The sequence below is a fragment of the Nocardiopsis sp. LDBS1602 genome (assembly GCF_035818715.1).
Classification (GTDB): domain Bacteria; phylum Actinomycetota; class Actinomycetes; order Streptosporangiales; family Streptosporangiaceae; genus Nocardiopsis; species Nocardiopsis alba.
The window spans coordinates 639,617-659,576 of record NZ_JAYLVW010000003.1 but is presented as its reverse complement, the minus strand read 5'-3'; the positions used below and the strand labels follow the sequence as shown (position 1 = coordinate 659,576).

The 19,960-nt window shown below is 70.7% G+C and carries 14 protein-coding genes and 1 tRNA gene; 3 read left to right on the top strand and 12 right to left on the bottom strand.

Features of this window, described 5'->3' with window-relative positions:
• Positions 1-6: 6 nt before the first annotated feature.
• Both U9J66_RS14960 and U9J66_RS14955 read right to left on the bottom strand, forming a co-directional pair.
• The gene (locus U9J66_RS14960) at positions 7-396 is read right to left on the bottom strand and encodes a hypothetical protein (protein ID WP_199806121.1); all 390 of its coding nucleotides are present in this window, start codon (positions 394-396) and stop codon (positions 7-9) included.
• A 42-nt stretch (positions 397-438) separates the two neighbouring features.
• Positions 439-654 (bottom strand): hypothetical protein, encoded by a 216-nt coding sequence (locus U9J66_RS14955; RefSeq protein ID WP_014910027.1) that lies wholly within the window; start codon positions 652-654, stop codon positions 439-441.
• Positions 655-819: 165 nt separating this feature from the next.
• Here U9J66_RS14955 and U9J66_RS14950 point away from each other — a divergent pair, with 165 nt between their 5' ends.
• Positions 820-975, top strand: coding sequence for a hypothetical protein (locus U9J66_RS14950; protein WP_017534618.1), 156 nt, complete (start codon positions 820-822; stop codon positions 973-975).
• A 9-nt stretch (positions 976-984) separates the two neighbouring features.
• On the opposite strand, the gene U9J66_RS14945 is transcribed toward U9J66_RS14950, so the two are convergent.
• The 5 genes from U9J66_RS14945 to U9J66_RS14925 all read right to left on the bottom strand — a co-directional run bounded on the left by U9J66_RS14945 (position 985) and on the right by U9J66_RS14925 (position 8,088).
• Positions 985-1,338 (bottom strand): hypothetical protein, encoded by a 354-nt coding sequence (locus U9J66_RS14945; RefSeq protein ID WP_017534617.1) that lies wholly within the window; start codon positions 1,336-1,338, stop codon positions 985-987.
• Between the two features lie 59 nt (positions 1,339-1,397).
• Positions 1,398-4,715 carry a right-handed parallel beta-helix repeat-containing protein gene (locus U9J66_RS14940; protein WP_326337956.1) on the bottom strand — a complete coding sequence of 1,106 codons (3,318 nt, stop codon included), beginning with the start codon at positions 4,713-4,715 and terminating at the stop codon, positions 1,398-1,400.
• Positions 4,716-5,100: 385 nt separating this feature from the next.
• A tRNA-Thr gene (locus U9J66_RS14935) sits at positions 5,101-5,173 on the bottom strand.
• Between the two features lie 105 nt (positions 5,174-5,278).
• Entirely contained in the window at positions 5,279-6,838 is a 1,560-nt protein-coding gene (locus tag U9J66_RS14930; protein WP_326337955.1) for an alpha/beta hydrolase, read from the bottom strand.
• Positions 6,839-6,915: 77 nt separating this feature from the next.
• On the bottom strand, positions 6,916-8,088 hold the full coding sequence (locus tag U9J66_RS14925) for a DNA polymerase III subunit delta' (RefSeq protein WP_017534614.1): 1,173 nt from the start codon (positions 8,086-8,088) through the stop codon (positions 6,916-6,918).
• Positions 8,089-8,535: 447 nt separating this feature from the next.
• Between U9J66_RS14925 and U9J66_RS14920 the strand changes: the two genes are divergently transcribed.
• Entirely contained in the window at positions 8,536-9,195 is a 660-nt protein-coding gene (locus U9J66_RS14920; RefSeq protein ID WP_326337954.1) for a hypothetical protein, read from the top strand.
• Positions 9,196-9,302: 107 nt separating this feature from the next.
• A complete protein-coding gene (locus tag U9J66_RS14915) occupies positions 9,303-10,124 on the top strand; it encodes a hypothetical protein (protein ID WP_326337953.1) in 822 nt (273 codons plus the stop codon).
• Between the two features lie 51 nt (positions 10,125-10,175).
• Here the strand turns inward: U9J66_RS14915 and tmk are convergent, their stop codons facing one another.
• The 5 genes from tmk to U9J66_RS14890 all read right to left on the bottom strand — a co-directional run bounded on the left by tmk (position 10,176) and on the right by U9J66_RS14890 (position 19,773).
• A complete protein-coding gene (gene tmk / locus U9J66_RS14910; protein WP_161111164.1) occupies positions 10,176-12,284 on the bottom strand; it encodes a dTMP kinase in 2,109 nt (702 codons plus the stop codon).
• A gap of 499 nt (positions 12,285-12,783) precedes the next feature.
• Positions 12,784-15,609, bottom strand: a complete 2,826-nt coding sequence (gene topA, locus U9J66_RS14905; protein WP_326337952.1) for a type I DNA topoisomerase — start codon at positions 15,607-15,609, stop codon at positions 12,784-12,786.
• Positions 15,610-16,267: 658 nt separating this feature from the next.
• Entirely contained in the window at positions 16,268-17,581 is a 1,314-nt protein-coding gene (locus tag U9J66_RS14900; RefSeq protein ID WP_041561831.1) for a hypothetical protein, read from the bottom strand.
• A gap of 323 nt (positions 17,582-17,904) precedes the next feature.
• Positions 17,905-18,567 carry a hypothetical protein gene (locus tag U9J66_RS14895; RefSeq protein ID WP_014911328.1) on the bottom strand — a complete coding sequence of 221 codons (663 nt, stop codon included), beginning with the start codon at positions 18,565-18,567 and terminating at the stop codon, positions 17,905-17,907.
• A 171-nt stretch (positions 18,568-18,738) separates the two neighbouring features.
• Positions 18,739-19,773 (bottom strand): hypothetical protein, encoded by a 1,035-nt coding sequence (locus U9J66_RS14890; protein ID WP_041561830.1) that lies wholly within the window; start codon positions 19,771-19,773, stop codon positions 18,739-18,741.
• Positions 19,774-19,960: the final 187 nt, after the last annotated feature.

Sequence of the window (19,960 nt, the reverse complement as noted above, 5' to 3'; positions counted from 1 at the left end):
TCCGGCTCACTCATCGTGGGACTGTTCCGTGCCGGCCCGGCGCAGCGCGCGGTCCACGACCTCGATGGAGCGGAGGAGCGCCGCGGTCCGGCGCCCTTCGGCGAGGTAGGCCTCCATGACCTGGTCCAACGCGTGAGGAGGCAACCGGTCGCGCAGGTCGACACGGGCCGTACGGTAGCCCTCCCGCGTGGCGTCCAAGGTGGCCGACACGTAGTGCCGGGCCAGGCGGGAGAGGGCCACGGGGTGGCGTCGCAGCACTCCGTGCAGCCGGTAATCGGCCGGCACCTGGTCGAAGAGCCATTCCAGGGCCGTCTGCTCGAAGGAGTCCGACCCGGGTGGGTGCACACTCGCGGGCCAGTCCGACGTCAGGGACTGATCGGGCATACCGGACAGCATACCCATTGTTCGAACATGTGTTCGAGAGTTCGAAGGGTCGGATCAGTCCGATTCCGCCGTCTCCGACGAATCCTCCTCGCCCGCCTCACGCCTCTCCAGTTCCACCCGGAGCGCGTACTCGGCGGCGTCCACGGCCGCCCGCGCGGTGATGGCATTGGTATGCGCCCGGTCCACCTCGTCCAACAGGATGCAATCGAAGGCCACACGAGCGTCGTGGACCGCGGCTTCCAACTGACGTGACGCTTCTTCCAGACTCATGTTCCCTTCCCTCCCCAGAACTCGCCCTTCGCACACACCCGCATCGAACACCACGAGTGAGAACATCGTTCCCAAGGGTCACCTCGGCCTCTTCCGAGGAGGCTTCGGACACCACCACGCCGGGTAGGCCACCGGCACCGCACGACACCGTCCCCAGGAGCGAACATGGTGTATCTCATCCTCGTCCTGCTCGCCGTCTGGCTGATCCTCGCCATCCTCGGCACCCTGATCAAGGGGCTGTTCTGGTTGGCGGTCATCGGCGCGATCCTCTTCGTCGCCACCGCGATCTGGGGCTGGCTCCAGAACCGTTCCAGGACCTGAGCCGCCCGCTCAGGACTCCAGGGCGGGGCGACCGCCCTCGTCCAGACGCCGAAGGGCCCGCCGGGCGCGCTCCTCGTCCCCGTCCAGGTGCGGCCGGAGCAACCTGACCGCCTCGTCGGCGCGGTCCAGGGCGACCAGATTGCGCGCACGCTCACGAAGCCCGGAGGGGAGTTCGTCGACCCCTCGGTCGGCGGGCACGTAACCGCCCACGTGCGGGCGCGGGACCTCCGCCGGCGGCGGCTCGGGTTCGGCGACCTCGCTCCGCGGCTCCATCCGGGCGAGCACCTCGCGCAGGACGTAGGATCCGCCGGCCAGAACGACCACCGCGCCCATCAGGGCGAACAGCATGAACATCAGGCTCATAACGCCCACCTACCCATACTTCGGACACAGCAGGCACAACACCTGTTCACGCGGGGTCATCATTCCGCCAAGGCGCTCCCCGCCCCGTCCTCCCCGGGGACATCCTCCGGGAGCAGCGTCTGCAACTCCTCCAGGTCCAGGACCCTCCCCGAACGGACCCACCCCTCGATCCGACGTGCCTGACGGGCCGCGCACGCCTGGAACAGCGCGCGCACCTCATGCCCGTTGCCCGCGGCGAACCGCTCGGAGCACGCCTCGATCGCCTCCGCCACCACCGCACGGGTCCTCTCCGGAACCGCGAGATCGACCTCCTCCGCGACGCCCACGAAGATCCTGAGCAGCTCCTCGTCCGTGTACGAGGAGAACCCCACCACCGCGCCGAACCTCGCCTCCAGATCGGGATGGTCGGACAGGAACGCGCGAGCCCCCTCCTCGGCACCGCACAGGACCACCACCACATCGTCGTGGTGTTCGCCCATGAGCTCGACGAGCGCGCCGGCCGCCTCCTCCTCCCCGACCACGTCGTGCGCGTCCGTGATCAGGAGCACCCCGCCGTGCGCCAGGTCGAAGGCCTCCCGGGCCCGCCGTGAGACCTCGCCCCGCTCCACCAGCTCCCCGGCGCGAAGACGCACCGGCCGCCCACGCGACGTCAGGCCCAGAGCCGCCAACAGCTCCGCGTAGATGCCGGCCACCGTGGTCCGCCCGGTCCCCCGCTCCCCCAGGAAGACCAGGTGACGTGAGGGCCCACCACCCGCACGGCCCGCCGTCAACAATCCGGCCAACCTCCCCGACAGGGCGTCCTTGACGTCGGACATCCCCACCATGGCGTCCAACCCCGCCATCAACGAGGCCACCCGACCCCCGCCCCGACCGGAGGCGCCGCCCGCGGCGGCGGCGGTGGCGCTCTCCAGGTCCTCGGCCCGGAAGCGGCTCAGATCGTCCACGGTCGTGTAGCCGCCCTCGGCGATCCGCTCCGAGTGGGCTCGGATCGCCCCGTCCAGAACCCTGCGCACCTCGCGGCCGTTGTCGAAGGCCTCGTCCTTCATCCGCCGCCGGAAATGCTCGACCAACAGCTCGCGCACCCCCTCGCCCAGGGTGCGGCCCCGCTCCCCGGCCTCCCCCGCGAAGATCCCCATGAGCTGCTCGGGAGAGTAGTCCTCGAACTCGATCGTGCGCGCCACCCGCTCCCGCAGCCCCGGCGAGGCCTCCAGGAGTTCTCCGAGTCGATCGGAGTGCCCGGCCAGGACCAGGACGAACCCCTTTCCCGGCTCCGACATCGCCCCGACCAGGGTGTCGACGACCTCCCGGCCGTGCGGATCGGACTCCTCCGGCTCCTCCTCGACCAACGCGTGCGCCCCGTCCACGAACAGCACACCGCCGCGCGCCCGCTCCACCGCCTCCAGGACCCTGGTCCGGGTCCCGCCCTGATACTCGGCCACCAGGTCGGGACGGGCCACCTCCACGAACGGGCCCCGCTCCAGACCGCCCAGGGAGCACAGGATCTCCCCGTACAGCCGGGCCACGGTGGTCTTGCCGATCCCCGGCGGGCCCGCGAGCACCAGGTGACGGCCGACGTTCAACGCGGGCAGACCGGCGGCCACACGCTTGGCGCTCACCCGTTGCAGGTCGACCAGGGCCCGCACCTCCCGCTTGACCCGCTCCTGCCCCACCAGCGCGTCCAACTCGGTGAGCAGGGACTCCAGCGAGCGTTCCCGGTCCCGTACCGCACCCTCCCCGACACCGCCGAGTATCCGCCCCGGACCCGTGGCCGCGCCCCTCGTCCCCCGGACCACGACCCGATCGCCGTCGCCACCCCGGTTCCCGCCGAAGGTGGTGTCCTCCAGATAGACCGAGGCGTCGTCGGCGGCCCACAGACCCGAGTCGTCGTTCCCGGAGACCGTGCACCGCACCAGCCGGACCCGACCACCGTCCTCGACCATGAGCCCGTCCCCGCGTCCATCACGGATCGCGGTGTCCTCCAGCGCCGCGACACCGCCCGCGCCCACCCGTACACCGCGCTCACCACTGCCGGACAGGGTGGAGGAGCGGACCGTGACGTACCCTCCCTGGACGTAGACCGCGTCCTCTCCGCACTCGGACAGGTCGGCGTCCACCAGACGTACCTCGGTGCCGTCGAGGATGTTCAGCCCGTCCTCCCGGGCCTCGCGCAGCACCATGCCGCGCACGGTGATCGTGGCGTCCTCACGGCTGTGGATCCCCGAACCCACCTCATGGCCGACGATGTCCTCGAAGACGCCGCCACCGCCCACGACGATGGCCATCGGGCCGTGCCAGCGGCTGACACGCAGATCGCTCACCTCGAACCGCGAACGGACCGACGCGATCGCGCCCCGCCCCTCCTGCGTGCTCTCGGAGACCGACATGCCCGAGACCGACACCCTGGCACCGTCCGCCACCAACAACGCCGCCTTGCCCACTCCCGAGCATCGGACGTCGGTGAGGGCCGCCTCACCGCCGTCGACGAGGACCGCGTCGGCCGCCGCCCCGGTCACCGTGAGGCCGTGCACGGTGAGCCTTCCGCCCTCGATCGCCAATCCGGTACGGGTGGAACCGGTGATCTCGCAGTCGTGCAGCACGCTCTCGGAGTCTCCGTGGACGAAGAACGCGTCCGTGCCCTCCTTCCGCGGCGCCTCCACCACCAGCCGGGTGAAGCTCGCGCGGGAACGCTCGTACACCCGGACCGGCCAGTCGCGGGCCCCGGTGACGCGCACGTCGGTGAACTCCGGGGTGGCGCGGTCGCGCACATAGATCCCGCCTCCGTCGACCAGCGCGCAATCGGACACCTCGGGCGAGGCCCCCGAGACGTAGAGGGTGTGCCAGTCGTCGTGGGCCCCGGTGAAGATCGTCCCGCTGATCCTCGGAGAGCACTCCCCTTGGACCGCGATCACCGCCTTGGCGAAGTAGCAGTCGCGCACCGACCCCTCTCCGGAGTCCCACAGCAGTCCGCTGTCCTCGAAACGGCAACCGACGAGCTCCGCCCGCGCGCCCACGACGTTGACCCGTCGCGGCGCGGTGAAGACACAGTCCACCGCCCGGAGCCTGGCTCCCTCCTGCGCGTACAGGGGCGGATAGTCGTCCGAGGAACTGCGGACACCGATGCCGTGGATCTCCAGATGGCCGCCTTCGTGCACGTTGAAGACGTTGGTCTCATCGGCCGCGCTGACGGTGACCGTGCCCGCCCCTTCGGCGGGCACCACCACCACATGCCGCAGCACCCCGATGACCTGGGGCTCCACATAGTCGCCCGGGTCCACCCGCAGGTACAGGTCCGAACCCGCGTAACGAGGGTCCCGGATCACCTGCCCCAGGGAGGAGACCGAGGCGGGGTCTGACTTCGAGACGCGGACCGTGATCATCTCCATCGACTCCCAAGGGGGTAGCGGCCGCCACGCCGCGCCAGAGGGTCTGCGATATGTACCGTATCCACCTCAGAGACGGGGAATCCGAGACGACGCACCCCCTTGTGGCCAGGGTCGGTCAGAATCCGTCGCGCCCGTGGCCCCGGCTTTCGGAGAACACCCCGTCCTCGCTCTTCGTCTCGGTTCCCGCCGGGCCGATGGCGCCGTGGTCCCGTCGTCGGCGATGGCGCGGCGGAGCGTGGCGTCGTAGAGCTCCCGGGAGGTGGCGCCGATGCGCCATGCACCGTGGCGTCCGCCGGTGTCCCGGGGGCCGTCGCCGTGCGACCGCCCCCGGAAACGCCTCAGGCCCGTCCGGGTGTCCCGGACGGGCCTGAGAGGGCCGAGCCGCCTATCGGAATCGAACCGATGACCTATTCATTACGAGTGAATCGCTCTGCCGACTGAGCTAAGGCGGCACGTCGCCACGTGTCGCACGTGGCGAAGCAGGAACCAGTCTAGCGCCTTCGGAGAGTGGGGCGTACACCCCGGCCGAACGGAGACGGTCCCCCGATGCCGCCTCGTCAGCCCGCGAGGGCCGCGGCGCAGACCCCGCCGTCCTCCGGCACGGACAGCTCCAGCAGGTAGCCGTCGACGATCTCGTCCACGCAGTCGTCGCCCATCCGGTAGCCGGTGTGGCCATCGCCGTCCCGGGTGACGAGGAAACCCGACTCCAACTGGTCGGCGAGCGCCTCCGACCAGGCGTAGGGGGTGGCCGAATCGCGCGTGGTCCCCAGCACCATGATCGGATCGGCGCCGGCCGCGTTCAGCTCGGCCTGCGGGGCCACCGCCTCCTCCGGCCAGAAGGCGCAGGGCAGAGCGCCCCAGGCCAACGTCGGGCCGAAGACCGGGGACTCCTCGCCCGCCAGGGCCGCCGCCTCCGCGTAGGCCTCCAACTCGCGCGGTGCCGGAGAGTCCGAACAGTTCACCGCCATGAGGGCCGCCGTGGAGTTCTCGTACTCGGCACGGTCCCCGCGCCCGTAAAGGTCGTCGCCGAGCAACAGCAGGCCGGTACCGTCCCCGCCCTCCATCGCGTCGGTGAGCGCCTCCCGTACCCGCGGCCACCAGCTCTCCGTGTACAGGGCCGCGAGCACGCCGAGCTCGGCGCGGGCCTTGTTGAGCTCACGCCCGTCGTCCGTGGCGGTGTCCAACGGTTCGACGGCGACCTCGTCCAGGAAGGCCTCCAGGTTCGCGATGCCCTCCTCGACCGCGTCGCCCCGCTCACCGATCGGGCATTCCGCCGTTCCCAGGCAGTCCTCGACGAAGGCCCTGAGGGCGGTCTCGAAACCGGTGGCCTGTTGAACGCTGACGCTCAGCTGGTCCTGGCTCGGGTCGACCGCCCCGTCGAGGACCAGCGCGCGTACCCGATCGGGGAACTGTTCGGCGTACTGCGCGCCGATGTGGGTGCCGTAGGAGGCCCCCAGGTAGGTCAGCCGGTCGTCGCCGAGCAGCGCGCGCAGCAGGTCCATGTCCCGGGCGACGTCGGCGGTCCCCATGTTGCGCATGAGGTCGGGCGCGTTCTCCTCGCAGGCCTCGACGAACGACCGGCTCGTGTCCTCGATCTGCTCCAGGCCCTCGGGGCTGAGGTCGGCGAGGTCGTCGGCGCCCCGCCCGGTGCCGTAGTCGGTACCGAGAAGGTCGTCGATCTCCTCGGTGTCCAGACAGGTCAGAGGGGTACTGCGGCCCACACCCCGAGGGTCGAAGCCCACCACGTCGAAGTTCGCGCGCACGGCCTCGCTCACGGTGTACGGAGAGTGATCGACGAAGTCGTATCCGGATCCCCCCGGACCACCGGGGTTGACCACCAGGGACCCCAGGGCCTCGTCCCCGGTCGCGGGGACGCGCTTGACCGCGATCTCGATCCGTTCCCCATCGGGGGCGTCGTAGTCCATCGGCACTTCGAAGACCGCGCATTCACTGCCGGGAAGGCCGCTCTCGCACTCCTCCCAGGCGAGTTCCTGCTCGGTGAACTCCACGGGCGCCCCGCCGTCCTCACCTGCCGTGTCCCCACCACCGAGACCACATCCGGAGAGCAGCACCGCTCCGGCGAGCAGTGTCGCCCCCACACGCACCCTGGCACCCACCCGTATCCGCCTCCACTCGTCGTCGTGCCCCGATTCTCGCGGATCGGGCCGATGCCCGGCCCCGGGGGCCGCGGTGTTCAACCCGCCAACAGGGCGGAGGTCATCGCCTCCATGGCGATCTGCGGATGCACGTTGGCGGCGATCCGCTCACGACAGGCCATGATCGCGTCGATACGGCGGAGCGTGGACTCCGGGGTACCCGCGCGGGCGATCCGCTCCAGGTCCCCGGAACGTTCCCCGGTGGACAGCTCCACGGTGGCCCCGAGTTGGAGGGCGAGCACGTCCCGGTAGAAGGCGGCCAGGTCGAGCAGGGCCCGATCGTAGGAATCGCGTTTGATCCGGGTGGCCCGACGTTTCTGTCGCTCGTCCAGGTCCTTGAGGGCACCCGCCGCGCCCCGGACCGCCTTGGCCACCCCCTTACCGGTGGAGCCCTCGCCGAAGGCCGCCTTGAGCTCGTCCTTCTCCTTCTCGTTGAGGGCCGTGGTGAGCGCCTTGGACTCCTCCTCGGCGATCTCGTACAACCGGGCGGCCGCGGTGACGCAGGCACCGAGCCCGTCGAGCCGCGCCGGGATGGCCAGCACCTCCTCACGGCGGCGACGCGCCTCCGGGTCGGTGGCGAGCTGCCGCGCCCGGTCCATACGGCCGGCCGAGGCCCGGGCCGCCGATTCGGCGGTGACGGTGTCCACGCCCTCGCGCATGACCAGGGCGTCGACGATCTGGCGGGTGCCCGGGGTGGCGAGGGTGACCAGCCGGCACCGGGAACGGATGGTGATCAGCAGGTCGTCGGGGGTGGGCGTGCACAGCAGCCACACCGTTCGGGGAGAGGGTTCCTCCACCGCCTTGAGCAGGGCGTTGGAGGCCGCCTCCGTGGCACGGTCGGCGTCCTCGAAGAGCACGATCCGGAAGTTGCCGCCGGACGGCTTGGAACCCGCGCGCAGGACCAGGTCACGGGTGGCGGCCACACCGAAGCTCAGCCCGCTGGGGCGTACGTAGAGCACGTCCGGGTGGGTGCCGGCGAGGACCTGATGACAGGAATCGCAGTGGCCACAGCCGCCGTCGGGACATTGAAGGGCCGCGGCGAAGGCCCGCGCGGCCTCCTCCCTTCCGGACCCCGGCGGGCCGGTGAACAGCCAGGCGTGTGTCATCCCGGCGCCCTTCCCGCCCGCGATGAGGTCGGCGGCGCCGGCGACCGCCCGACTCAGCTGTGCGCTCGCCGCCTCCTGGCCGACGAGGTCGTCGAAGACCGTCAAGCTTGCCCCCCGGGCCACGTGGAATGTCCGTCCCCAGGATAGAAGTCCCCGACGACACCCGGACCGTTTTCCACAGCCCCTCTTCCCTGTGGGCCTTCGGCCGTCGCACCTCCCAGGGGGCGAGGCCGGCAGCGCCCAGAACCCAACCCTTCGGGCATTTCGACTAGATTGGTGCTCGACCACACGCGCCCGCTCCGCATCCGTGGCATCCCCCTGTCCCCCGAAACGGTCGGAGCGACCATGTCCCAGCCACCTCCCCCACCGCACCCGCCCCACGGCCCGGGCTCCCCGTACCCCCAGGGCCCTTACGGCCCCGGGCCGCACGGACCGGCCCAGAACCCCCCGGCGCCCTCCCCGAAGCGGGGTATGTCGACCGGCGCGAAAGCCGCTCTCGGCTGCGGAGGGGCCGTCGTCATCCTTCTCGTCCTCCTCTTGATGGGGGCGTGTATGTCGGTGCTCTCGGACGACCCCCCTCGTGAGCCCCGTGCCACGTCCGCACCGGAGGCCGTCACCGAGGCGGAGAACGAACAGGCCGTGGAGGAGGAAGAGGAGGAGGAGCCGGCGTTCCCCGAGCCCGAGACGTTGGAGTACAGCGGGGTCGGCGACTCCGTCGTCGAGATCGACTTCCATGACGACGCCCGCATCGCCACCTTGAGCCACGGCGGAGCCTCGAACTTCACCGTGCGGACCCTGACCTCCGGCGGCGACAACAGCGACATGCTCGCCAACGTCATCGGCGCCTACGAGGGCCGGGTCCTCTACAACGCCGGCGAGCGCGAGGAGGCCGCCGCCTTGGAGATCAGCGCGGACGGATCCTGGGAGATCACCCTGGAGCCCCTGTCCACCGCCGTCTCGTGGGGGGAGGACGAGGACGAATTCGTCGGTGCCGGGGACGAGGTCGTCCAACTGGCCTGGACCCCCGAGGGCATCACCGCTCTGAGCATGACGCACGACGGAGCGAGCAACTTCGCCATCTGGAGTTACACCAGCACCGACCGGGACCTGCTCGTCAACGAGATCGGCGCCTACGAAGGACAGGTCTCCCTGGCCGCGGGCACGCTGCTGCTCGCGGTGACGGCGGACGGGAACTGGACCTTCACCCGCTGACCCGATGAGCCGGGCCGGGGGCAACCGCCTCCGGCCCGGGCCACGACGGGGATCCTTCGAGCGGTCACAATGGGAGCCTCGTCGTCCCCCGAGAGCACGGAGTCCTCGTGACCGCACCCCCTCCCTCCGGACCCGCCTCCCACCGTCTGTCCACCGGAACCCTCGTCGCGCTGGGCGGCGCCGGTCTGGCGACCGTCTTCCTCGTCCTGGTCACCATCGCCGCCCTCCTTCGATCGGGCCCCGACGGCGCCTCGGAACCCCCTACGGCCGACGCCTCGCCCACGACCCCCGAGACGACCGTCGAGGCCGGTGGGGTGGACGACGAGCCCACCGAACGGAGGGGGACACCGGAGGCGATCGATCCACCGCCCTTCCCCGAACCCGAGGCCCTGTCGGGCTCCGGCACCGGTGACACCCTCCTCGACCTGGGAGACCCCTTCGAGGACACCCGGATCCTCTCCTTCCGCCATGAAGGGGAAGGAGAGTTCATGGTGTGGGCCATGGAATCCGACCGCGAGACCATGAACCGGGTGGAATGGGCCGAGGGCCCCTATGAAGGACGTCGCCTGCTCGGCCCGTCGTTCCAGCACGAGGAGATCGCCTACCTGAGCGTCGAGGCCGAAGGCGCCTGGGAGCTCGTCGTGGAACCTCTGACGGCCGCGGTCCCCTGGGAACCGGAGGACGATGTCTTCTCCGGCTCCGGTGACGAGGTCGTCCAGCTCTGGTGGGCGCCCAACGACATGGACGACCTGAGGATGACCTACGAGGAGGAGGGGCCGTTCAGCGTCAGGAGCCGGACCCTGGAGGACCTCGGCGACTCGATGGTCCTGTCGGACGGGCCCCTCGACGAGAGCGCGCCCCTGCGGGAGGGGACGGTCGTCCTGGAGATCGGGGCCCGCCGCGGCGGCGACTGGACCCTCACCCGCTGACACGACGAGGGCCCCTCACCGAAGATCGGCGAGGGGCCCTCGATCACGCTCCTATTCGGGCTTGATCACCGGGATCATGCCGGTGACCGCCTCCGAGTCCGCGTCGATCGGGTCCGGCAGCAGCGGACGCACCCGTCGCTGGATCTCCCGGGCGATCTTCTCCTGTGGTTCACGGGCGTCCAACACCAGGTACCGCTCCGGGTGCTCCTCGGCCAGCGCCCGGAAGCCCTTGCGGACCCGGTCGTGGAACTCGACCGACTCCGACTCGATCCGGTCGGCCGGGCCGCCCAGACGGGACAGACCGTCCTCGGGCCGTACGTCCAGCAACACCGTCAGGTCCGGGACCAGCCCCTGCGTCGCCCAGGAGCTGATCTCCTGGACCTCCTCCGTGTCCAGGGAGCGCCCGGCGCCCTGGTAGGCGAGCATGGAGTCGATGTAGCGATCGCTGATCACCACCGCGCCCCGGCGCAGGGCCGGAAGGATCTCCTGCTCCACGTGGTCGGCCTTGTCGGCCGCGTAGAGCAGGACCTCGGCCCGGTCGGTGATGTGGGAGTTCTCCCGGTCGAGCAGGATGCCGCGGAGCCGCATCCCCAGCTTGGTGGCGCCCGGCTGCCGGGTTCCCACGACGTCGAAGCCCTGTTCGCGCAGCCACACCGTCAGGTCGCGGACCTGGGTGGACTTGCCCGCGCCCTCGCCGCCCTCCAGGACGATGAAGGTGCCGGTGATCTCGGGGCGTTCCCCCTCGTCGACCTCGGGGTCGATCCCGCGCAGGGCCGCGAACAGTTCCGGCAACAGGCCGGGGCCGGCCTCGGGGTCGTCGCCCTGGGCCTGTCGATAGCTCACCACGGCCAGGATCAGGGCGAGGAGACCGCCGACCAGCAGCACCACTCCGCTGCCGTTCAGGTCGTAGCTGAGCGGGCCTCCCAGCGGGATCTCGTGGTCGCCGGCCAGACCGGCCGCCAGCGGGGCCAGGATCGCCGCCGCGAGCAGGGCGATCCGGCCGGTGGCGTGAAGGAGGGCGAACGCGGGCTCGCGCTGTTCGTCCTCCACGTCGATCTCGATCAGCCGGGTCCCGGTCGCCCAGGTCAGGCCGGCGCCCATACCGAGGACCAGGGCCAGGACGGCGGACAGGACCATGTCGCCGATCGCCCCGGTGATGATCAGGGCCAGCGCGACCGGCACCACGGACAGGCCGAGGAAACGGCGGCGGCTGAACTTCTTCAGAACGCGCGGGGCGGCCACCAGGCCGAGGCCCAGACCGAGGAAGAGCGCGGCGACCAGGACACCGAAACCGGCGTTGCCCGCGCCGAGGTGCTCCACGTGCGGACGACCCACGCCGATCACCAGACCACCGGCGGCCGCGGTGACCGCCAGGGCGATGACGACGCCGCGCGCGAGCGGGCCCGAGCCGACGGCCTCACGGCCGCGGCCGATGGAGCGCAGCAGTTCGGCGTCGCGGTTGGGGCTCAGCAGGGTCTTGGAGACCGCGTGCTTGGGCAGCGGCAGGGTCGCGACGACGATCGCGGCGACGAAGAAGGTGAGGGCGTTCAGGTAGAGGGCGACGTCCGCCTCGGGGGCGGCCATCGAGGGCATCAGGACGCCCAGCAGGTTGCTGATCGAGGCCAGGGCCGCGAAGAGCAGGGCCGCGATCGGGGCGGCGCCGTAGGTGGCCAGGAGGGTGAGCCGGTTGGCCTGCCCCAGCATCCTCTTGGGGACCAGACCGGGGATGGTCGCGTCCCTGGCCGGGGTCCAGAAGAGGGCGACGATCTCCGCCAGGAGGCCGGCGATCAGCAGCCATTGGAGGGCGAAGCCCGGGAACAGCAGACCGACGACGGGGATGGAGACGTAGAGGAGGCCTCGCAGGACGTCGCCGCCGACCATCGTCCACCGCCGGTCCAGCCGGTCGGCGACGATCCCGGCCAGGGGGCTCAGGAGGATCGCGGGGGCGAGCTTGATGGCGACGACCGCCGCCACCGCGAGGTAGTGGACGAGGGGGGAGCCGTCGGCGGTGAAGATGGCCGCGAGGGACACCATCGCCAGCAGGCTCAGCCAGTCACCCAGGCTGGAGAGGGAAAGCGAGACCCACAGCCTTCGGAAGGGTGTGATCGCGAGGACGTTCTGCGCCTCGGCCGGCGCTCCCAGGGGTGCAGATCTGCTCATAGCGCTCAAGATTATCGACGAGGGGGATAGGACATGACGGGCATCGGACACCTGTCCAAGAAAACGGGGGGCGCCTCTGGGGTGCGCACTCGTTTCAGCGCCCCCACCGGTCACACTCAGCGTAGTACGGAAGCCCCACCCCCGACAGGCCGTCAGGTTCCGTATACGTCACGAAACCCCCACGGCACACCCTCGACCCGACCACCTGACCCCTGGGGGTCGATGTAGGAGATCGCGTACCGGTCACCCCCCCCCTGGGGGTGAAGGTGGGAGTCCGCACCCTCCGGTACCCCAGGGGGTCGCTGCACACGGTCTCCTACCTCGCCACGGGGGGTTGCCCGTTCGGGCGCCGGGAGTGTTCTGCAAGACGAGTCAAGCCGCCCGCGAGGAACGAGCCAGGCGTGGACGAGGATGAAGAACGCTCCCTCTTAGGGCGCCCGAACACGCGCCGAAGCGCCAGCGGAGGCGCAAAGCGAACACTCCCGGTGCCCGAACCTCTTTACTCGCCGGTCTTGGGTTCTCCGGTCTTCTTGGCGGCCGTCTTGCGCGTGGTCGCCTTCTTGGTGGTGGTCGTGGTCGTCTTCTTCGTCGTGGTCTTCTTGGCGGTGGTCTTCTTCGCCGTCGTCTTCTTGGCCGGGGCCTTCTTCTTGGCGGGCGCCTTGGCCCGGCGTTCGGCGAGGAGTTCGGCGGCGCGCGCGTCGGTGATCGACTCGACCTCGTCGCCCTTGCGCAGGGAGGCGTTGATCTCGCCGTCGGTGACGTAGGGGCCGAAGCGACCGTCCTTGACGACCATCTTGGCGCCGGAGGCCGGGTCCTCGCCGAGTTCGCGCAGCGGCGGGGCCGCGGCGCGGCGGCCACGCTGCTTGGGTTGGGCGAAGATGGCACGGGCCTCGTCGAGGGTCACCGTGAACATCTGCTCCTCGTTCTCCAGGGAGCGGCTGTCGGTGCCCTTCTTGAGGTAGGGGCCGAAACGACCGTTCTGCGCGGTGACGTCCTCACCGTCGAGCTGCCCGACCACACGGGGCAGGGACAGCAGGCGCAGCGCGTCCTCCAGGGTGACCGTGTCCAGGTCCATGCTCTTGAGCAGGGAGCCGGTGCGCGGCTTGACCTTGGCCTTCGCCTTGCTCTTGGGCTTGGTCTCGCCCTCGGGCTCCTCCGGTTCGGGGATGATCTCGGTGACGTAGGGGCCGAAGCGGCCGGACTTGGCCACGATCGTGCGCCCGGTCTCGGGATCGGTCCCCAGTTCCCGGTCTCCGCTGGGCTGGGCGAAGAGCTCTTCGGCCTTCTCCTTGGTGAGCTCGTCGGGGGCCAGGTCCTCGGGCACGTTCACCCGGACGCCCTCACGGTCCAGGTAGGGGCCGTAGCGTCCCACGCGGAGCACGATGTCGGTGCCGGGCAGCGGCAGGGAGCTGACCTCCTTGGGGTCGATCTCGGACAGGTGGTCGCCCACCAGGTCCTTGAGACCCGTCTCCTCCTCGCCTCCGGGGGCCTGGCCCCCGAAGTAGAACCGGCGCAGCCAGGGCAGGCTCTCGGTCTCGCCTCGGGCGATGCCGTCGAGGACGTCCTCCAGGCGCGCGGTGAACTCGTAGTCCACCAGGTTCCCGAAGTGCCGCTCCAGGAGCTGCACCACGGCGAAGGCGAGGAAGGAGGGCACCAGGGCGGTGCCCTTCTTGAACACGTAGCCGCGGTCGAGGATGGTGCCGATGATGGAGGCATAGGTGGAGGGGCGGCCGATCTCCCGCTCCTCCAGCTCCTTGACCAGCGTGGCCTCGGTGTAGCGCGCGGGCGGGCGGGTGCTGTGGCCCTCGGCCTCCAGGCTCTCCGCCTTGACCGGGTCGTCCTCGGACACGGCCGGGAGGCGACGCTCGCGGTCGTCGAGGTCGGCGGCCGGGTCGTCGGAGCCCTCGACGTAGGCCTTGAGGAAGCCGTGGAAGGTGATGATCTTGCCGCCGGCGCTGAACTCGACGACCTCTCCGCCGCTGGAGGTGCCCTCGATGCGGACGGTGACGGATTCTCCGATGGCGTCCTTCATCTGGGAGGCGACGGTGCGCTTCCAGATGAGTTCGTAGAGCCGCAGCTCGGGGCCGCTGAGACCGGTCTCGGCGGGGGTGCGGAAGCTGTCGCCCGCCGGACGGATGGCCTCGTGCGCCTCCTGGGCGTTCTTGACCTTCTTGGCGTACACGCGCGGCCGGTCCGGCAGGTAGTCGCCGCCGTACAGGCGTCGCACCTGGTCGCGCGAGGCCTTGATCGCGTTGTCCGACAGCGTGGTGCTGTCGGTTCGCATGTAGGTGATGTACCCGTTCTCGTACAGCCGCTGGGCGACCTGCATGGTCTGCTTCGCGGACAGGTTGAGCTTGCGGGAGGCCTCCTGCTGGAGGGTGGTGGTGCGGAAGGGCGCGTAGGGCGAACGGCGGTAGGGCTTGCGTTCGACCGAGGAGACCGCGAATCCGGCGCCGGTCAGACGTTCGGCGAGCCCGCGCGCGGCGGCCTCGTCGAGGTGGCGCACGTCGCGGTCGGAGCGGATGGTGCCCTGGGCGGTGAAGTCTCGGCCCGCGGCCACGCGCTTGCCGTCGACGGAGGCCAGGGTGGCGGGGAAGGTGCTGGGACCGTCGACGGTTCCGGAACCGGTGGCGTCGAAGACCGCCTTGAGGTCCCAGTACTCGGCGGAGGTGAAGGCCATCCGCTCGCGCTCGCGCTCGACCACCAGGCGGGTGGCCACGGACTGGACGCGCCCCGCGGAGAGCTTGGGCATGACCTTCTTCCACAGCACGGGTGAGACCTCGTAGCCGTAGAGACGGTCCAGGATGCGTCGGGTCTCCTGGGCGTTGACCAGACGGGCGTTGAGGTCGCGCGTGTTGTTCGCGGCGTGCCTGATGGCGTCCTTGGTGATCTCGTTGAAGACCATCCGTCGGACGGGGATCTTGGGCTTGAGCTCTTCCAGCAGGTGCCAGGCGATGGCCTCGCCCTCGCGGTCCTCATCTGTGGCGAGCAGGAGTTCGTCGGCCTCGGCCATGAGCTCCTTGAGCTTCTTGACGTGGGCCTTCTTGTCGGTGTTGACGACGTAGAGGGGTTCGAAGTCGCCGTCGACGTCGACGCCCAGCCGCGCCCAGGGCTTGCCCTTGTACTTGGCGGGGATCTCCGCGGCCTTCGTCGGCAGGTCACGGATGTGACCGATGCTGGACTCCACGACGTAGCCGCGCCCCAGGTAACCGGCGATGGTCTTGGCCTTGGCCGGTGACTCGACGATGACGAGAGCGGTGCCCGCTCCCTGGCGTCCGTTGTCCTTCGAGCCGTTCTTGCCGGCGCTGCCCTTCGTGGGTGGCACGCTGTTTCCCCTACGTCTAGCCTTACGTGTTTCTGTCGGCCGCGGTCCTTCGGCTCCCGTGGGAACCGACAGTAACCGAACTACAGGCATTCCCCCGTCGGTGAGCGGATCGGGGCGGCCTCGTGAGGGATCGTCCCTCGATGGTCCGTCACCCTCGCACCCACCGGCATCCGCAGAATAAGCGCTCAGGGAACCGGTACCGGCCCGTAATGAGCGAGAGCGACCATGGCGTCCCTCTCGTCGCCGCCGCCGTCGACTCGGACGAGCACTTCGAACACACCATCTTTATGACTTGCGTCACACTTGTCGACGGTAGGCGTGTCTTGACCCTGGGAATGCGGCGAGTCCTCCCGGTTATTCCCGGGAGGACTCGACTCACGTCACGGGCCTCCGATCGTCACCTTCCCCTCTCCGCAGTCCACCGCGTTCCTCACGGAACGGAGAGAGCGAAGGCGACCCCTCGGCCCGACGCGTACGGCATCCGCGTGCCGCTCGCGGGACCGGTGCTTCGAACGGCGATCCCCGCCTTTTCCGGAGAAGCCCGACCCACCGCAGTCCACCGCTTTCCTCACGGAACGGCGGGTCGTTCCTCCCCGGTCCGGCGGGCGACCGTGTCCGGCGCACCCCCCGCGTGGGCCCTCAACGGCCCACGTCGGTCCTACAGACCGACGCCCACGGCGCCCAGCAGGTCACCGACCGGGTCGACGGACGGGATCTCGGAGGCGTCGGGCAGCTCGGAGGCGCGCTCGGGCGCGTGCGTCTCGACGGCCTGGGCGGTGGTCTCGCTCAGGTCGTAGCCGACGGGCAGCATGTCGGAGACGGGCACCTCGGGCAGCTGGTCGACCAGCGGCACGCCGTCCAGAGCCGAGGACTGGGCCTCGGTCTCGGCGCTCTGGTGCACGACCTTGGCCTCGTCACCGGTGGAGCTCGCGCCCGCGACGCCCGCCACCGCGGCGACGGCGTTGCCGGCCACGTTCACGGGGATGTCGGCGTCGGCGACGAGCTGGTTGCCACCGGCCAGGGAGGCGTTACCGGAGCTGCGGACGTCGTTCTCGACCTCCTTGATCGTGGCCCCGCTGTCGGTGGAGGCCGCGCCGGCCACGCCGCCGACGGCGCCGATCGCGTTACCGGCCACGTTCACGGGGACGTCCAGGTCGGCGACGAGCTGGTTGCCGCCCAGCGCCGAACCGTTGCCGGAGGTGGCCACCGACTGGTGCTCGCGGACGGGCGCCGACTGACGCAGCACGCCGGCGTCCACACCGGAGGTGTCGGGCAGGATGCTGGCGTTCGAAACGGCCTCGCCGAGCAGGTCGGCGGCGGTGATCGCCTCGCTCTGGTGCTCGACCGGCGCGCTCTGGTGCTCGACGGGGGCGCTCTGGTGGTTGCGCACGATCGCGTCGGCGTCGGTCGCGGCCGCGCCGGCCACGCCGCCGACGGCGCCGATGGCGTTACCGGAGATGTTCACGGGAACGTCCAGGTCGCCGACGAGCTGGTTGCCGCCGATCAGGGACCCGTTGCCCGAGGTGGCGACGTCCGGGTCGTCGTGCTTGTGGTGGTGCCCGTCGTGCACGACCTTGGAGTCGCTGCCGGTGGAGGAGGCCCCCGCCACACCTCCGACGGCGCCGATGGCGTTACCGGTGACGTTCACCGGCACGTCGCCGTCGATCACGAGCTGGTTGCCGCCCAGGACCGAGCCGTTGCCCGAGGTGTGCACCTCGTTGTGCTGGTGGTCGATCACCTTGGCGTCGGAGCCGGTGCTGGAGGCGCCGGCCATACCGGCGACGGCGCCGATGGCGTTGCCGGTCACGTTGACGGGGACGTCGGCGTTGACGACGGCCTGGTTGCCGCCCAGGACCGAGCCGTTGCCCGAGGTGGCCGCGTCGGAGTCGGCGAAGGCCACGCCGGTGCCCAGAGCGACGAAACCGGCCGCCAGGAGCATGGACTTCGCGGAGGTGCCAGCCCACTTACGCATGTGGGAAGTCCTTTCGAGGAAACGAGTAGATGAGAAGGTGTCGTGCGTGGGCCACAGGCCGTTCCACGTCCCTGGATGGAACGCGGGCCTTCGACCGAGGCCGGGGATCATCCGGTCGGCTCCGCACCTGGTCGGTGCGTGGTCTGCCGGTCTGTCGGGTGCGGTCGCGTCGCGTTCTCGCTGGCTGCGTTCACGGACGCCCTCACCCCGTCGATCAGCTCCGCTCTGGTTGAGCGGCGGCTGACGTGAACCCCGAGCACGTGGCCTCGGCCGGTGCTACGGGACTCGCGTCAACCCCCGGGCCCGAAGGCCCGGGAGGCCGATCAGGCGCGGGCCCTGCGGCGCTTGCCGAAGAGCAGCAGACCCACGCCGGCGGCGACGGCCAGGGCGGCGGCGGCCACCATGCCGGTCAGCGAGCTCTGGTCGGCGCCGGTGACCGCGAGGCGGCTGTCGTCGCCCTCCGGAGCGGCGGGTCCGTCGGCCATCGCGGGGGCCGTCGGAGCGTCCGTGGCGGGGGTTTCGGACACCGGAGTCTTCTCCTCTTCGGTGACCGTTTCCTCTTCCTCGGTCTGGCCGTCGCGGTCGTCCTCGGGGGTCTCGGACGGACCCGCGGGAGGCGTCTCCCCGACCGGGCCCTCGGGGGTCTCCGGAACGCCCGGGGTCTCCTCGTCCTCGGGGACGTGGCCCTCGTAGCCGCCGTCGTCCTTGTCCTTCTCCTTCTCCGGGGTCTTCTCCGGGGCGGGGTCGTCCTTCTCGACGACCTTGGCCTCACCACCGGCGCAGGAGGCGCCGGCGATGCCCAGCACCGCGATGGCGTTACCGCAGAGGTTGACCGGCACGTCGCCGTCGACCACGAGCTGGTTGCCGCCGCCGAGCGAACCGTTGCCGCTGGTGACGGTGTCGGCGTAGGCGGTGCCGCAAACGGTGGTGGCCAGGAGTCCGGCGGCGATCAGGGCGGTGACTCGGGCGTGGATCGTCTGGTTCATCGGGTGTCGTGTCCTTTGGTCGACGAGGAAGAGAGAAGAACTGTTCGTCACTCGTGGACCGCGGACGGTTCCCGACCCCAAGAGCCCGGGAGAGAAGCACGCCCACCTCGAAGCGGTGGAGCGGCTGTGCGTGAGACGCACCGACCGGCCGCGATCCCTGCGGGGGAGCGACTAGTCGGGCGAGTAGGAGGGGTCGTCCGCGGCGTCGCGGACGACCAGGGTGGGGTCGCCGGGAAGGGCGACCCGCTGGATCCGGAACACCAGGTGCCCGGAGCGGTTCATCAGGAACCCGGCGGCGCCGGGAGCGGGGAAGGACGGGGCCGACGCACCGGTGGCGTCGGGTCCGGCCTGGTGCTGGGAACCGCCACCGATCAGGCGGACGCGCTCGGCGGAGGCGTCCTCTTCGGCGGTCTGTCGAGCGACGGACTGCGCGGCCTCGGCGGCCACACGCCATCCGGCCTCGACCACGTGGGCCGGGACTCCGGCCTCGATCGGGGAACGGTGCCGTTCCCCCTCCTCGTCCTCACGCTGGGCGCCGGGGCGCTCTTCGGGGACGGAGGACGGTTCGGTCTCGTCGGAGGCTCCGAGGATCGGCAGCCCCAAGGGCGCGCCGGCCTCGGCGACGGAGTCGGACAGACCGTGGCCGACGGACTCGGAGAGCCCCTCGGTGACACTGTCGACCAGGGCGGCCTCGCGCAGGGACTCGTCGGTGGCCTCCACGACGCCCTGGCCGGTACGGGCGACCCCGCCGACGAGGCCGGAGGCCCCGCGCGCGGTCCCGTCGACGACCTTGGCGGTGTCGGTGACGACGTCGTCGGCGACCGAGCCGATCGCCGATCCCTCGATGGCCGAGGAGACGCCGCCGTTCCGGAGCTCTCCCACCGGCAGACCGGAGGTGTGCGGAGAGACGCCGTCGGCGAGGGCCTCGGTCGAGTCGGTGACCCGGGCCGTGGTCTCGGAGAGACGTCCCTGCCGGACCTCGTCCGCGGCCGTCTGTCCCGTACGCTCGGCGACCTCGCCGACCCCCAGGACACTGTCGACGAGACCGCCGGAGTCGGCGGTGGTCTCGCTGTGCGCGACACCCATGCCCCCGGCCAGCCACGCGACGGCGACGATCCCGGACAGGAGCAGCAGACGGGCGTAGGCACCACGGGCGTTGCGAGCAGCGAGGCCGTTGAACGGCCACCCCCGACTCGCGAGCACCATGGATGCCCCTTTCCTCGTCACTGCCACCGGACGGTCCCGTACGGGCACTCGGCCCGCGGTCGCGCGTCGATACCCCGGGAGATCCCGAAGCACCCTCGCACTGAAAGCAACCGTAGCATCACGTTGAGTTATCTCAGGTGGAAAAACGAACCGTGCTGAGAATTTCTCAGCACGGTTCGTCCCAGTT